The 15,579-nt window shown below is 49.4% G+C and carries 11 protein-coding genes and 1 tRNA gene; 10 read left to right on the top strand and 2 right to left on the bottom strand.

Annotated features, from left to right (window positions below; translation table 11 throughout):
* Positions 1 to 48 precede the first annotated feature (48 nt).
* The 4 genes from dltD (at position 49) to eno (ending at position 4,466) form a co-directional block, all read left to right on the top strand.
* Complete coding sequence (gene dltD / locus ACQY6Y_RS01535; RefSeq protein ID WP_428378544.1) at positions 49 to 1,296, top strand: D-alanyl-lipoteichoic acid biosynthesis protein DltD; 1,248 nt, start codon at positions 49 to 51, stop codon at positions 1,294 to 1,296.
* Positions 1,297 to 1,308: 12 nt separating this feature from the next.
* Positions 1,309 to 1,524, top strand: coding sequence for a hypothetical protein (locus tag ACQY6Y_RS01530; protein WP_428378543.1), 216 nt, complete (start codon positions 1,309 to 1,311; stop codon positions 1,522 to 1,524).
* An 82-nt stretch (positions 1,525 to 1,606) separates the two neighbouring features.
* Positions 1,607 to 3,055, top strand: coding sequence for a serine hydrolase domain-containing protein (locus ACQY6Y_RS01525; RefSeq protein WP_428378542.1), 1,449 nt, complete (start codon positions 1,607 to 1,609; stop codon positions 3,053 to 3,055).
* Between the two features lie 121 nt (positions 3,056 to 3,176).
* A complete protein-coding gene (gene eno, locus ACQY6Y_RS01520; RefSeq protein ID WP_428378541.1) occupies positions 3,177 to 4,466 on the top strand; it encodes a phosphopyruvate hydratase in 1,290 nt (429 codons plus the stop codon).
* A 193-nt stretch (positions 4,467 to 4,659) separates the two neighbouring features.
* Here eno and ACQY6Y_RS01515 read toward each other — a convergent pair whose 3' ends face one another.
* On the bottom strand, positions 4,660 to 5,241 hold the full coding sequence (locus ACQY6Y_RS01515; protein ID WP_428378540.1) for a TetR/AcrR family transcriptional regulator: 582 nt from the start codon (positions 5,239 to 5,241) through the stop codon (positions 4,660 to 4,662).
* Between the two features lie 155 nt (positions 5,242 to 5,396).
* On the opposite strand from ACQY6Y_RS01515, the gene ACQY6Y_RS01510 reads away from it, so the two are divergent.
* From ACQY6Y_RS01510 to ACQY6Y_RS01495, 4 genes are all read left to right on the top strand, one after another.
* The gene (locus tag ACQY6Y_RS01510; RefSeq protein WP_428378539.1) at positions 5,397 to 6,098 is read left to right on the top strand and encodes an ABC transporter ATP-binding protein; all 702 of its coding nucleotides are present in this window, start codon (positions 5,397 to 5,399) and stop codon (positions 6,096 to 6,098) included.
* Positions 6,099 to 6,102: 4 nt separating this feature from the next.
* Positions 6,103 to 9,744, top strand: a complete 3,642-nt coding sequence (locus tag ACQY6Y_RS01505) for an FtsX-like permease family protein (protein ID WP_428378538.1) — start codon at positions 6,103 to 6,105, stop codon at positions 9,742 to 9,744.
* Between the two features lie 184 nt (positions 9,745 to 9,928).
* Positions 9,929 to 10,004 (top strand) — tRNA-Phe (locus tag ACQY6Y_RS01500).
* A 314-nt stretch (positions 10,005 to 10,318) separates the two neighbouring features.
* Entirely contained in the window at positions 10,319 to 11,437 is a 1,119-nt protein-coding gene (locus ACQY6Y_RS01495; RefSeq protein ID WP_428378537.1) for an IS1249 family transposase, read from the top strand.
* On the opposite strand, the gene ACQY6Y_RS01490 is transcribed toward ACQY6Y_RS01495, so the two are convergent.
* Positions 11,429 to 12,910: an ATP-binding cassette domain-containing protein gene (locus ACQY6Y_RS01490; protein ID WP_428378536.1), complete on the bottom strand. Its 1,482-nt coding sequence runs from the start codon at positions 12,908 to 12,910 to the stop codon at positions 11,429 to 11,431. The genes ACQY6Y_RS01495 and ACQY6Y_RS01490 overlap by 9 nt on opposite strands.
* A gap of 497 nt (positions 12,911 to 13,407) precedes the next feature.
* On the opposite strand from ACQY6Y_RS01490, the gene ACQY6Y_RS01485 reads away from it, so the two are divergent.
* Both ACQY6Y_RS01485 and ACQY6Y_RS01480 read left to right on the top strand, forming a co-directional pair.
* Positions 13,408 to 14,403 (top strand): SIS domain-containing protein, encoded by a 996-nt coding sequence (locus ACQY6Y_RS01485; protein ID WP_428378535.1) that lies wholly within the window; start codon positions 13,408 to 13,410, stop codon positions 14,401 to 14,403.
* A 179-nt stretch (positions 14,404 to 14,582) separates the two neighbouring features.
* Positions 14,583 to 15,440: a sugar phosphate isomerase/epimerase family protein gene (locus ACQY6Y_RS01480; RefSeq protein WP_428378534.1), complete on the top strand. Its 858-nt coding sequence runs from the start codon at positions 14,583 to 14,585 to the stop codon at positions 15,438 to 15,440.
* Positions 15,441 to 15,579: the final 139 nt, after the last annotated feature.

Raw genomic sequence — 15,579 nt, 5'->3', positions numbered from 1 at the left:
CCTTCTCGTCTGCAAGCGCTTGTGCATAAACTGAATAGACACAAAAGAATGAACAAACAACGCACGTCTTGCCTTGGGCCAGGCCAGAAGCTGCTCGTTGCAGTACTTTGTGGACTGCTGCTGCTTGGTGTGGGATTGGTCGTATTTGATACTTTTATACTGCCAAGTAATGGACGGGCTGATACCAGCAAGCTTTATGACTATGTCTATGCCGACGGTAAGTCTGAGAACGCCGATTTTGTGCTTGCGAATATGAGTGATGACGGATATCTCTGCTTTGGTTCTTCTGAGTTTTACATCTCTAAAGACCTTGTGAGTATGTGTCCGCAGGCGGTTTTTGGTGAGAATAATACCGGCGTCGACATGACCTTTATTGGTGAAGGTTTTGATCAAAGTCTTTGGCAGGCTATAGCGGCAGGCGCCTATGGAGACAGAGTTAAAAACAAGAAAGTTATGCTTATAGTGTCGCCTCAATGGTTCTTTAAGGGAAATGGCGACCAAGATAAGTTCTATACGAAGTTTTCTTACTCTCTTTATCGTGCTTTTGCTCAAAACCCTGATATTTCTGATGAGACAAAGGCGTATGTGCGGCAGCGGTGCGTAGCATTGGGTGTGGATGCAAATCAACTCGCGGCTGCTTCAAAAGATACGCCCGTTGATGTGCTCAATGACCTAGCCTATGCCTATGCAGATTCCTGTCGTTTACGCACCGATGTATCAAATATTATCAACCTGGCTCCTTCCAAGACAGAGGTTCGTATGACAGGACAGTCTTCCGGTGAGCCTGATTGGCAAACATTATTACGTGAAGCTAAAACTGAAGGACAAGAATCCTGCACCAACAATGACTTTGGTGTTTACGATGCCTATTGGGAGAAAAACCATCAGTACATGCCGGAGCTCTTCGAGAATTTCCATGAAGCTGATGAAGAATATGCAGATCTTGCCTGCTTTCTTGAGGTTTGTCATGAGGTGGGTTTGGAGCCTCTCGTTTGTATTCTTCCGGTACATGGGAGTTGGTATGACCTTGCTGATGTGGCTCCAGAAGAGCGTGCGAATTACTATCAGCATATCCGTGACATTTGTGATGCAGCAAATGTTCCCTATGCAGACTTTTCTAGCTGTGAATACGAGAAATACTTCCTTTGCGATACGGTGCATCCCGGCTGGATTGGGTGGGTCCGTATAGAAGAAGCTTTCTACGATTACGTCAATGGTGTTGACGATGCGTTTCTCGGCGGCTCTGGCTTTGGATCTGTCGAAGGGCTTTCGTCAGACAGTTCGTCAGACAGGTAAAGGTGACGAATTATGGGTAGAGAGAGTCAGACAAAAAAGCAGCACGGTCTCATTGACTATGTTCACATGAGTATTGATCAATTACATAGATTATTGCTTGCAGCACCGTGGTGGATGGTGTGCTTTGGTGCCACTTTAGCAACGATTGGTATGGGAGCACTTCTTCTATGGTTCTTAGTGTATTCAGGTATGACTGAGCCGGTGCAATTTATTTATGAGGGCTTTTAGAACAATATGTAAAGAGATACACGAACGAGGGTATGCCGTATTACTTTCTCCATTTCTTAGTGTTCTTATTGGCATAATGGTAATGAGCATTCCTGTAAATGCTCAAGCTCATGAGGCGCTGCTCTCAAATATGGACGCAGCGTATGATGATGGAGAGTTTGAAGAATCCGAGCAGGTAGAAGATCCATACAACAGCTCACAGGGACTGAGAGTACCTGGCGAGGAACCTACAGGAACACAGCTCTCACAAGCGCTTGATTCGTACTTGTCACAGAATGCCGATGCAACTGGTGTACCGGGCATAGCAGTAGCAATTGTTGATGGGCAGCGTGTGCGTTATGAGACAACCTTGGGTGATTGTTCCAGTGCGGAGAACACCTTTATCATTGGTTCACTTTCAAAGTCTATTACCGCCGTGGCAGTAATGCAGCTTGTTGAGCAAGGCCTCGTCAATCTTGATGATCCAATAAGTACGTATATGTCAGATCTGCAGCTTCCCGATGAAGTAACTGCGCGTGCATTGCTCAATCAGACAAGCGGTTTTGGATATTACGAATCACTCGCTGATGCGAGAGTGGGGGATACGCTTGGCTCCTTTTCATATGCCAATGCAAATTACGATTTATTGGGACGATTAATAGAGACTGTGAGTGGCCAAGATTACGGCACCTATGTGCAGAATCATGTATTTAGGCCACTTAATATGATGCAGGCTTCAGCTGGCAGCGCAGCCTCCCTCATGTCGAGTACGGCAACACCGGGACATCGTTCGTGGTTTGGCGTGCCTGTGGCTGATGGATTTGTGCACGCCTTAGGGGATGATTCCTGGGGAAATTCGGCATCTGGTTATGTTCGCGCTAGCTTAAAAGATATGGAAGCCTATCTGATGATGTATCTCAACAGCGGATCAGGTGTTCTGGATGCGGATAGCGTGCACCAGATGGTGTTTTCACGTGTGCCTGATACGAGTGGTGATACCTACTATGGAATGGGATGGACGACCTATGCTTGGAGTGACGGCGAGCTTGTCATGTCACATGATGGCCAGGTAGAAAACTACGTTGCACGTATGTGCATTATTCCTGATAGAGACTTGGGGATTGTAGTTCTTGGAGATGCAAATGATGAGCTCGGTGGTAATGAGACATTTTTCTCACTTGCAGATGATATTGTTTCGATTGCAGTGGGAGGGCAACCATCGGGTGTTAATCCATCAGAGAGGATAGAACAGCATATTTATACTAATGCCACCTATATAGCAGCCTTCATAGCCTGCATGTTATTAGTGATATATGCACTACGTTCCAATTGGCAAAGATGGCGTCTTTTTTCTTCGATAGCAATTCATGTTGGCATTCCTCTGTTTTTATTAGCATTTCCACGCATATTTGAGCAGATGCGCTGGCGCGACTTCTTTGATTTTTATCCAGATCAATCAGTTGTTGTTCTTATGTGTTGTGGCTTATTAATTGCTGGCGGGGTCGTTAAACTCATCCGTTTCTATCGGCATACAAAACAGGAAATGCTTTAAGGATTGTGTATTTTTAAAACCAACCAAATTAGTAGAATTTATTACTTCACATTGAGTTAACCATGGTGTACTCTATTTATAACAGTTAGAGGTACTATTTGTAAGTAAGAAGGTAGTCCTTATGGCACGTATTTCTGATGTATATGGACGCGAAGTTCTCGACTCTCGCGGAAACCCAACAGTCGAGGTAGAAATAACTCTTGAAGATGGTTCGGCTGCTCACGCGATTGTTCCTTCAGGTGCATCTACCGGTGAATTTGAGGCAGTAGAGCTGCGCGATGGCGATGCCGATCGCTATCTCGGCAAGGGTGTTCTCAAGGCAGTGTCTCATGTTAATAACGAATGCCGCGACGTTCTTATCGGGCTTGATAGTTGCGATCAGCGTCTGATCGACAAAGCACTTATCGAGGCAGATGGTACGCCAAATAAGGGTAACTTTGGCGCCAATGCTATTCTCGGTTGTTCGCTCGCGGCTGCTCGAGCTGCGGCCATTTCTCTTGATCAGCCCCTGTACCAGTATCTTGGCGGCGTGAATGCCCATACGCTTCCTGTTCCGATGATGAACATTCTCAACGGTGGCGTGCATGCTGATAACAACGTGGACTTCCAGGAGTTTATGATCATGCCGGTCGGTGCTCCTGATTTTGCAACGGCTTTGCGTTGGTGCACGCAGGTATATCACACGCTCAAGAACACTCTTAAAAAAGCTGGTCTTTCAACTGGTGTTGGTGATGAAGGTGGCTTTGCACCCGATCTCAAGACCAATGCAGAACCCTTTGTGTATCTGATGGAAGCAGTTGAGGCTGCTGGATTTGTACCTGGCGAGGACTTCATGTTCGCCATGGATCCGGCAACTTCTGAATGCTACAACAAGGAAACTGGCTTGTATGAGCTTAAGGGTGAAGGCCGTACCCTTTCATCCGATGAGATGGTTGATTACTGGGCAGAGCTTGTTGAGAAGTACCCGATCATCTCTATTGAGGATGGTCTTGCTGAGGAAGACTGGGATGGATGGATCAAGCTGACCGACCGTCTTGGTAAGAAAGTACAGCTTGTTGGTGACGACCTCTTCGTAACAAACACCGCTCGTTTGGAGAAGGGTATTGAGATTGGTGCGGGTAACGCCATTCTGATTAAGGTTAACCAGATCGGTACGCTCACAGAGACGCTTGACGCTATAGAGATGGCTAAGCGCGCTGGCTATACCGCAGTTGTTTCACATCGTTCTGGTGAGACTGAAGACACCACAATTGCCGATCTTGCTGTTGCCACAAATGCTGGTCAGATTAAGACAGGTGCTCCAGCTCGTACGGATCGTGTTGCTAAGTACAACCAGCTCCTTCGTATTGAAGATGCACTTGGTGATGCAGGTTCATTTGCTGGCCGTAGTGCGTTTTATAACCTGCGATAAGAGCAGAGTACTGCGTTTTGCCTCATGAAAAGACATATCTCAGAGGCATGAGTTTTGTTTACCTCTGCCACATACGGACATCCTCTCCTCTCCGGTTCGTATGAGGCTCCTTCAGCGTCGTTGGCGTCCCCTCCTTCCTTGCGCCAACGACGCTTTTTTGTGCACAAAGGTGTCGCTCGCAGCGTCCGCCTATTTACAAAACATGCTTGGATATCAGTTGGATGAGCGCCTCTATGGGCATGTCGTCGCATTCATCAAGCCAACGTGTAATAGCAGCCAACATGCCAGCCAGATAAAATTCATCAAGTAAATCTTTTTCTTTCGGGTTAAGAGCTGGGTCGTTGGTAAGAAAACGCGCAACTAATGGTCTAAGGGCTTGCTTCAAACGTGTTGCAAACGCTGGGTCGCCATGAGGACCTAAAAGTGCTGCTAAATAGGGGCGACTATTCTTTGCCAATTCGGCGATATAGCCCATATGTTGTGAAAAGTTGAGCTCGTCTCCCTGCAGAAGACGCTTATCTACGACCTCGCGAGCATCGGAAAGAATTGACTCTTCAATTTGTGAGAGCAGATCATACACATCGCGGTAATAAAGATAGAACGTAGCTCTGTTGTATCCAGCGCGATCGGTAATCTGTCGCACTGAGATTTTTTCAATCGGGAGGCCTGGTGTAGCGGGATGATTGTCGGTTTCAGGACAGCCGGCATAAAGGTCCCAAAATGCTTTGCTGAGAGCCTGTCGTGTTCGTTCGGTGACCTTTGGTTGTTTTCGCATAGTAGAGCCTTTCGACACCGCCTAACGAACTGTTGATTGATGATGTCATTGTAGCCTCGTATACTGCAAATTGATTAGACAACAAGTTGTCGAGTGATAAATGGTGTTGCTATACAGCTAATGGGGGATATCTATCTGTTGGCGGAGGAGCGGAGATGTCGTATATCTGCTTCGAGGAAGTAACGAAAACATATGGCACCGGTACTGGAGAGATTTATGCCCTGGACGGTGCAAGTTTTGTGGTTGAACGCGGTGAGCTTGCCGTGATTCTGGGCTCCTCAGGAGCAGGAAAGACAACAGCGCTCAATATTTTAGGCGGTATGGATACCGCTACTTCAGGTCGTGTTGTTGTAGATGGTCGCGATATAACTACAGCTACGGAAAATGAACTTGTAGAGTATCGCCGTGCAGATGTGGGATTTGTTTTCCAGTTTTATAACCTGGTGCCAAACCTCACTGCCCTCGAAAACGTTGAGCTTGCATCACAGATTTGCCCCGATTCGCTGGACGCAGAAAAAGTGCTTCAGAGCGTTGGCTTGGGAGAGCGGCTGAATAATTTTCCTGCACAGCTTTCCGGTGGCGAGCAGCAGCGCGTTTCTATAGCTCGTGCGGTTGCAAAGAATCCAAAGCTTTTACTCTGCGATGAGCCAACAGGAGCGCTTGATTATAAGACGGGCAAACAGATACTCCAGCTGCTTCAAGATACCTGTCGAAAAGATGGCATAACGGTCGTTCTTATCACCCATAATTCAGCGCTTGCTCCTATGGCGGATCGCCTGATTCGGTTTAAGAGCGGGCGCGTTACCAGCATGGAAACTAACGCAAATCCAACACCGATAGCAGAGATTGAATGGTAGCAACGTGAGAAACGCATTCACAAAGGACGTGTTACGGACGCTGTGGCATAGCCGCGGTCGTTTTATCCTTGTGGCTGCAATTTGCATGTTGGGCGTAACGATGTTTGTCGGTATACGTGCGGCGTGCGAGAATCTCAGGCTTTCTGCTGATCAGTTCTTCGATGAGCAACAACTATATGATGTGAGCGTGCAGTCCACGCTTGGTCTGACGCAGGACGATGTGGATGCTCTTGCGCAAATACCAGACGTTTTGGCAGCGGAGGGCTCGTGGACAGAGACTGCCTATACAACCGTTGATGGGGTAAATGCTGCGGTTAGTGTACGCGTGTGGTCGGATGGTGGTATGAATGAGCCTTATCTTGAAGAGGGGCGTTTGCCACAATCGGGTAACGAAGTTGCAGTTACTCCTGAATTTTTAGATGATACGGGCCTTTCCATTGGGGATCACATTACCTTTTCTGCCGATACCAGTTCTTCTGAGAGTGATGATGCATCTGAAGACGATTCTTCAGATGCAAATACAGATGACACTTCTTTTGATGAAGACATCTCCGTTGATTCTGAACAAACGTCAGAGCAGTTTATTCAGCAGGAATACACCATTGTTGGTGTGGTGTTAGATCCTTTAAGTGTTAACGCAAAACAGGGGACCTCTTCATTCCGCGCAACGGGTCCTAAGTATTCGTTTTTTGTCACTCCTGAAGCGGTTGATCCTTCTGTTGCAGATGTGTATTCAATCGTGTATTTGCAGGTGGAAGGCGCTTCCGAGCTGTTGGGTTTTTCTCAGGCGTATGAAGATAAGGTCGCAGCAGTTACAAAAGAAGCCGAAGAAATAAAAACCGAGCGAGAAGAAGCTCGAACTCTTGCAATAAAAACTGATGCTCAGAGCCAGGTAGACGAGGCGGAGCGCGAGCTATACGAGCAGCTTGAAGATGCACAAGATCAAATTGATGACGCACAAGAGCAGATAAACGATGCTCTTGCACAGATAGAAGAAGGGCGAGAAGAACTGCGTGTGCAGCGCGAAAACTTGGTGGCAGCACAGCAAGAGCTTGATGGTGGAGCAAAGCAGCTCGAAAGCGCTCGTTCGGATTTAGACGATCTCTCTGCACAGCTTGATAGTGCTGCATCGCAGCTTCCAGGTGGTCAAGCTGAGCTTGACGCTGCGAGAGAGGCATTGGCAAGTGCTCAAAAACAGGCAGAGGATGGTTTGGCCGCGCTTCCGTCTGCGCGCGAACAGCTCGCACAAGCACGAGAGAAATACGAACAGCAGGCAGCTGCATGGCCGGCACAGCGCGAAGAGCTTGCAGGAAAGCTTTCTGCTCTGCAAGAGCCGATTTCAAATTCCGAACAAGAGATTGATGCTTTAGAAGAAGAGATTGCTCGCTTAGAGACAATAGAGAATCCGACAGATGAACAGCTAGAGCAGCTTGAAGCAGCGAAGAATCAACTCACAGCGACCAAGAAGACACTTGAGACTCTGCGCTCGCAACAAAGCGAGCTACAAGATGCGATCGATCAGGGAGATCAATCGCTCAAAGATGCTGCAAGCTATTTTACTTCTCAGGAAGAAGCACTTGATGCTACTGAAACACAACTTACGGCTGCTCTTAAAGAAATGCAGACCCGGGAAGCAAGATTGAATGATTGGCAGCACGGTCTTGAGTGGGTTGCTGTCGGTAGAAAAGGTGTTGCACAAGGTCGTGCGCAAATCAGTACAAAACAGGCAACCTTAGAAGCGGCACAGGCAGAAATAGACGCTGCGTGGCCTCTTATTGAGGATGGCGAAGCGGAGCTTGACGAGGGAACGCAAGAGGCGGCCGAAGGTCAGGCGGAGCTGGATGATCAGGTTGCTGAGTTTGAGCAAAGCAAACGAGAAGCACTTGAGAAAATTGAAGAAGCAAGAAAAGAAATTGATGACATTGAAAAAGCAACGTGGTACGTGCAAGATCGAGGTGCGATTTCAAGCTATGCAAGCATAGATTCCGATGCGAGTTCTATTGAAGTTATTGGTACTGTTTTCCCGGCTATTTTTCTTACGGTTGCCATTCTCGTTTCGCTTACGACAGCATCCCGTATGGTGGAGGAAGATCGCGTTCTTATCGGCTTGTATAAGGCGCTTGGTTATTCTCGCCGTGTTGTCATGAGTAAGTACATTATCTATATGCTCGGGGCAAGCCTTGTGGGCGGGGCTGTTGGAGCTGTGTTGGGATTTGTGGCTCTGCCATCGTTTCTCTCCACGGTATTTGCGGTCATGTATACCCTGCCTACCTTCTCGCTTTTCTTTGATGTGCCACTGTGCATACTGGCAATAGGTATGTTTGCTGTTGCACTGCCGGTCGCAACGGTTATTACGTGTAGAAGTGAGCTTGCCGAACAGCCGGCATCTCTCATGCGGCCAAAAGCTCCAAAGGCCGGTTCACATATATTGCTCGAGCGTATTCGTCCGCTGTGGAAATGCTTGTCGTTCTTGAACAAAGTTACTGCGCGAAATCTTCTCCGTTATAAACGGCGTTTCGCGATGACGGTATTTGGAGTTGCCGGATGTACGGCACTTATGATTGTTGGTTTTGCAATTTCAGACTCGGTGAATGCTTTGTCGCCCAACCAATACGGTGACGCAAGTCGCTTGGGCGTGTATGACTACGATCTTATGGCAGTTGCTAACCAAGCAGACGATCTGCCTGAGCTGGCTGAGCAGTTTACTGAGGATACAGAAGTTTCGAACTATATACCTGTTATTACCGATAGTTTGACACTCGAATATGAGGGGAGAAAAGAGACTGTTCAGCTCATGGTTATCCCTGATGGATTTGAGCTTGATGATTATATTGAGCTAAAGGACATGAATGGAAACTCAGTAGACATTGTTCAAGCAACGCTTGGTCCTGATGGAATTGCAGGAACAGATGATGATGGAGTGCTTGTCACCAATAATGCGAGTGATGTGCTGAACTTTTCGGTTGGCAATGAGGTGCAGATGCAAGATTCTGCTCTGCGCGAGGCAACGGCGCGCGTCGACGGCGTTGTTGTCAACTATTTGGGCAATGTTGTCTATATGACTCAGCCAACCTACGAGCAGCTCTTTGGTGTAACAGGGGAGTCAAATGCGCTGCTTGCCCACCTTTCAGGGGATTCGGCTGAACAGATTGCGTTTACTGATGAACTTGAGCACAATTCCTTAGTGCGACAAGTAACAGGCGTTGAACGCTCGGTCCGCGATTTCGAATCTAACTTTATGCTTATCAATTATGTTGTTGTGTTGCTGGTTATTTTGGCTGCCGGCCTCTCGTTTGTAGTTCTCTTTACCTTAGCAACAACCAATATTTCTGAGCGTGAACGTGAACTTGCGACCATTAAGGTGTTGGGTTTCAGACGTAAAGAAGTTCATACCTATGTGAACAAAGAGACAATCGTTCTTACGCTTATTGGTACGCTTGCTGGTATTCCTTTGGGAGCATTCCTTTCACACATGTTGACGTATGTGCTGGTAATGCCCTCTATGTATTTTGCCGTGGAAATACATCCTGTGAGCTTTGTGATTTCGTGTGCTTTCTCACTGCTGTTTGCGTTTGTGGTGAATCTCATTTGCAACAAGAGTTTGGATCGAGTGGATATGGTTTCGGCACTGAAGAGTCCAGAATAGAATTGTGCGTTTCTTTATGGGCCGACAAACATAGTGTTGGATGTTGTCAGTCTGACATGTATCGAACTATATGGCGCACTTGGTTTTCTTGGCCCTCCTGCTCGGACTCATAAAAAAAGATGAGAAAGCACTTGACCATTTTCTGATGTTTGGTATATTGATTGAGCGCGAAATACGCGCCTTCGGCTGGGTAGCTCAGTTGGTAGAGCAGGGGACTGAAAATCCCCGTGTCAGGGGTTCGATTCCCTTCCCCGCCACCAGAATTGTACAGGCCAGAGGGCATTTGCTCTCTGGCCTGTTTTCTTATCGTGAAACTCCAAGTATCTCAGGATAAATCAGCCAAGACAACTCTACATCTCCTCATGTACCCTTCCTTCTTTTACGATCCAGGCTTATAGGACAAAAAGTGTGCTGTCGAAACGGTCGTCTACGCAGGTGGGCGGCCGTTTCCCATACCCTTAAATCTTGCTCACCCCTTTTAGCACTCGGACAGAAAGTGTGCTGTCCGAATCGGTGCCGTCGCAGGTAGGAGCCGGAAAATCGAGCTGTTAAATCTCTCGGACGGGAGGGCTCGATGAAAAGGGTGAAGTGCCCGTGCTGTGGAGCGGCGATGCGCAGGAACGGAAGGACCACGGCGGGCGCGCAGAGATGGCGCTGCGAGTCCTGCGGGGCATCGAGGACCGTCTCGTACGACGACAGTGCCGCCTGGCTCGAAGAGTTTCTGGCGTGGCTGCTCTCAAAGGCGAGGCAGGCAGACATGCCCGGTCAGGGGCGCACGTTCAGGAGGAAGACCTCCGGATTCTGGCGGGTGTGGCCCATGCCCGAGCCGACCGGTGAGGTCCACAGGGTGCTCTTCCTCGACGGCATCTGGCTCGACCGGAACCTCGTCGTGCTGATAGCCTACGACGGGGAGCATGTGGTTTCGTGGTACATGGCCGAGTCGGAAACCTCAAGGGCCTGGGAGGCGCTCATGGCGCCCATCCCGGCTCCGGACGTGGTGGTGTGCGATGGAGGAACAGGGTTCGCTTCGGCGGTCCGCCGGACATGGCCGCGCACGAGAGTCCAGAGGTGCCTGTTCCATGCGTTCTCGCAGGTGAGGAGGTACACGACGACGAGGCCAAGGCTCCAGGCCGGCAGAGAGCTCTACGCGCTTTCCATCGAGCTCATGCATCTGGACACCCTTCGGCAGGCCGATTGGTGGGTCGAGCGCTATCTTCAGTGGTGCGGGTTCTGGGCCGACTTCCTCGAGGATGTCTCCTTCATCGACGGGAGACGCGTATTCACACACGAGAGGCTCAGAAAGGCCCGCTCATCACTCTCGAGACTCGTCTCCCAAGGAACGCTCTTTACCTACCTTGATCCGACCCTGACCGCAGAGGGTCCACTGCCGCGTACCAACAACCCGATCGAGGGCGGCGTCAACTCACAACTCAGGGATGTCCTGCGCAACCACCGCGGGCTGTCACTCATGCGTCGGGTCAAGGCGGTCTTCTGGTGGTGCTACATGCACACCGAGAGCCCAAGACCGGCAAGAGAGCTTATCCGCTCCATGCCAACTGACGACGATATCGACTTCCTCTATAGGACCTACTCGCTATCACCCAAGAGAGAGGATGGGGGTCCAGAATGGGGTGATCGAGCCGTGTGGGAGGAGCTGCACCACAAGGACCCGTACCCGTTCTGGCTAGACTGACAGCACACTTTTTGTCCTATAAGCCACGATCCATGTGCGCGATGTACAAGCATGCAAAAAGGCATGGTCATGGCTCACGAGTAGAAGCGCGCCAGGGTACGACGAGAGCATGTGCTCAAGCGCTTCGATTGAATGAAGATCAAGGTGGTTGGTCGGCTCATCCATGATGATAAGATCGGGATCCTCCAACATTCCGAGTGCCAGCATAAGTTTTCGAAGCTCACCGGGGCTCACACGGTCTCCTTCAAGGATACGTTTGGGCTGAGAGTTAAGCTGTGCCACGATGGAAAGCACCTGTCCGCGCTTGCTGGGGGATAGTGTTTGTGTTTGATGCACAATCTGCGTGTGTTTGTCTGCAGCCACTTCCTGAGGAATGGTAAGGACTGTTAAGTCATCTGCAATGAGTGAATGTATATACGTGAGTAAGGTTGATTTCCCAGCACCATTGGGACCGGCAATTCCTACATGGTCGGTATTGCCCACAAAGAGTTGAGGGATTGCCAACGTGTCGGATCCACAGGGAATAGTGGTCGGCTCAATAGTTACGAGCGTTTTTCGCTCACTCGGATGCGTTTCAAACCACAGTTCGCCGTCATAGCGTTTTGCAATGCGGGCTTGCTCTACGCGGTTTTGAGCAGCGGTTAGTCGGGCATCAAGCTGAGCGGAAAGCTTGCCTCGCGCGCCATCTTGTCCAGTAAAAATGGCGAGGTCAATTTTTGCCTTCGCGGAGCGATCTTTAGGATCGATATGCCGTTTTGATCGGCGGGCCTGTGCGCGGTCTGCTTCATGTGCTCGTGCGTCTTTTTCTTCAGATAGTCGGGCAAGTTGTTTGCGTGCGGTATGAGCTTCACGGCGCGTTGTTTCACGCTCGAGCATTTCTTGTGTATGAGCGGCTGTATATCCACCTGGCCGCACAATAATCTTTCCATCCTCAAACGAGACACATCGAGTTACCACAGCATCTAGAAGCTCACGATCGTGGCTTACTAAGATTCCAATGCCTCGATATGTTTGCATTGCCTGTATGAGCTGCATGCGCGATTCGTGGTCTATATGGTTAGTTGGCTCGTCGAGCACAAGCACATCAGGTCTCTGCCAAAGAGCCACAGCAATCTGTATCTTTTTGCGCTCACCATGAGAGAGCGTGTCAAAGCGCCAGAACATGTCATCGTCAAGACAAAAAATGGTGCGTAGATGCCGCGCTTCTCTTCCATAATCGAGGGCAAAATCGACAAGAGTATCGGGTGGTGTATCAGTTTCTTGTGTGCACAGAGCGCAGAAGTGGCCGGTAGAAACACTGCCGGTTTGTGGTATGAGTTGTCCCGCGGCAATGCGAGCTAAGGTGGTTTTGCCACAGCCATTGTCACCCAAAAGGCCACTCCAGCCTTGGGGAAATGTAATGGTGACATGAGAAAAGAGAGGCTCGACAGCATCGGGATAGGTGTATCCCACGTCGGAGAGGGTAATCTGCATGACATGCTCCAAAGACGAGACGCTGTTTTCGGAAGCCGAAGGAACCGAATAGTTACTGGCGGGATGTATGCCAAAGCGTCAAAGAATTACGTACTGTGAGAATGTCTAGCAGATGCGCATCGTACCTCGTTCCTCCTTTGTGGTCGATGGCGCCGCCACACGCGCTGTAAAACCCATTGTTTCACTCGACCGGCCTGTAGTATACACAAAGCCTTACTCTCTGCCATCAACAACAGAGACCGATCTTCCAAATTGGTATGAAATTGTCTCGCCATTGTTATCAATTATTTAGCTGTCAAAGCCCCTAATTAACTGCCATGATTCACGTACCATTCGACCCGCGTAACCTACCGCTTGCGGACGAATATGAACATCTGCGATTGTTCAATCTAATTTCGAATAATTGGACTATATTAACTATTGACTTGTACGTTGTGCAGAGGTGATCAAACATCCTTGCAAAACGTTAGATGCGGTTGAGAAGGAAAGGAACGTACATGATTAAGTTTGACGAGCAGAAGCTTCTTGCCGGCTTCCAGGGTGGCATTGATCTGCGCCCGCAGATTGAGGAGATCGTTGACGAAATTTGCGAGCAGGGATACGACCAGATCTGCTACATGGGCGTTGGCGGTACATGGGCTTCTTCGCTTCAGGCAGAGTCTCACATCCGCGAGTTCTCTGATCTTCCTGTCATTGTTGAGCAGGCCGGTCAGTACAACGTAATGCCCAACAAGCGCATTACGAAGGATACCGTCATCGTTATCTCTTCTGTTTCAGGCAACACCGCTGAGATGGTCACCGCAATGAAGACCATCAACGAGATCGGTTGCCGTGTCATTGGCTTTATTGACGTTCCTGGTTCTCCTCTCGCTGAGGCTTCCACCTATTGCATTAGCTATCCTGAGAACGAGCAGCTCAAGTTCTTCATCGTGGGCGATCGCTTCATGAAGAACGCTGGCCAGTTCCCCCAGTATGATGACTTCTATGCTCAGATGGATGAGTACTATGCCAAGGACCTCGTAGCTGTCCAGAAGCAGGCTGACGAGTGGGCAAAGGGATATGCTGAGCGTCATCATGACGATCCGATTCATTACTTCGTTGCTGCTGGCGAGCAGTGGGGCTCCACGTACTCCTATGCTATGTGCTACTGGGAGGAGCAGCACTGGATCCGCACCAAGTCCATCCATGCTGCCGAGTTCTTCCATGGCATGTTCGAGGTTGTTGACCGCGACACCAACGTTACCCTGTTCATGGGTGAAGACGCCGAGCGTCCTCTCGCTGAGCGTGTAGCTAACTTCCTTCCCAAGATTTGCGGTCGCTACGAGATCATCGACTCCAAGGACTATGACCTTCCTGGCATTAGCCCCGAGTATCGTGGCTATCTGTCCCACCTCGTCACCCACATGGTAACCGAGCGCATTGACGCACATATCGAGCACATTAACCGTCACCCGATGGATATCCGCCGTTATTATCGTCAGCTCGATTACTAAGCCATTCCTTCTCCAACGGCCCCGTCAGAGGCGGGGCCGTCCGTATTTTCGTCATACGTTCTGTTTCAGATTGTGTGATATGCACCACTGATTGGTGCAAGCTTCGCAGATATACGTAGGCTGCCAACTATTTGCCGTGCGGATGACGCGGCACATCATCAGAAAGGATGTGTTGTATCGTGTCCAAAATTACTATGCGTGACGTTTCTGTAATGGGCCCATCCTATGTCCATTTCCCCTTCGAGTACTTCCTTGATTCCCTTCAGGAATGCGGTATTCATAAGGTAGACCTCTGGGGTGCTGAGCCTTTTTACTATCGTCCGGACTATGCATCGGCAGCTGAGGCAGCAGTTGAGCTCAAGCGCATGAAGGCAGAGATGGAAGCGCGCGATCAGAAGTGCGTTATCTATACTCCGGAAACTCTTGGGTATCCGTACAATTTCTCCGATCCTCTGCCTCGTTTGACAGATCGTACCGTTGAGTATTTCCGTATGGCAATGGAAGATGCTCACGTCCTCGATTGCCCGCGCGTCTTCTTGAATTCTGGCTGTGGTCCGCGCAATCAGCCCAAGGAAGAATCCATGAAGCGTCTCGTCGAGACCTTCCGTCGCATCGCAGATCTTGCTGAGGATGCAGATATTCTCCTTACGCTTGAGCAGCTCCAGCCCTACGAGAGCAATTTGGTTCTCACCATTGATGATGTGAAGCATGTGCTTGACGAGGTTGACTCTCCTAACCTGCGTGTGTGCGTTGACCTTGTCGCTATGGAAGTGCAGGGAGAAACACTCGAGCAGTACTTTGACACCTTTGGTGATAAGGTCGAGTGGATTCACTACTCTGACGCACATCATGAGGTAGTGGGCTCAAGCACCTTTGGTAAGGAGAAGCTTGCTCACTGGATTCAGCTTCTGGAGGAGAAAGACTTCCAGAATGGTATTGATCTTGAAGTTAATGACTCAATTTATTGGGAGGATCCGCATACGCCGCATATGGAATCCTGCCGTTATCTGCGTGAGGAGCTTGGTCTGGAAGATTAAGACACTTCATCACATCGTACCGTTGATGGGTTGGGCAGGGTGGCCCCCGTCCTAATCTGCACGATACAAAGAATTGCCGTTAGGTGGGCCGCATGACACAACTCATGGTGTCATGCAGCTCTTTGTTAGGGAGGTGTTT

The sequence above is a fragment of the Olsenella sp. Marseille-QA0557 genome (assembly GCF_965119725.1).
In the GTDB taxonomy this organism is placed as follows: domain Bacteria; phylum Actinomycetota; class Coriobacteriia; order Coriobacteriales; family Atopobiaceae; genus Coprovicinus; species Coprovicinus avistercoris.
Note: the sequence above shows the minus strand (reverse complement) of the source record. Positions and strands in the feature narration are given on the sequence as shown.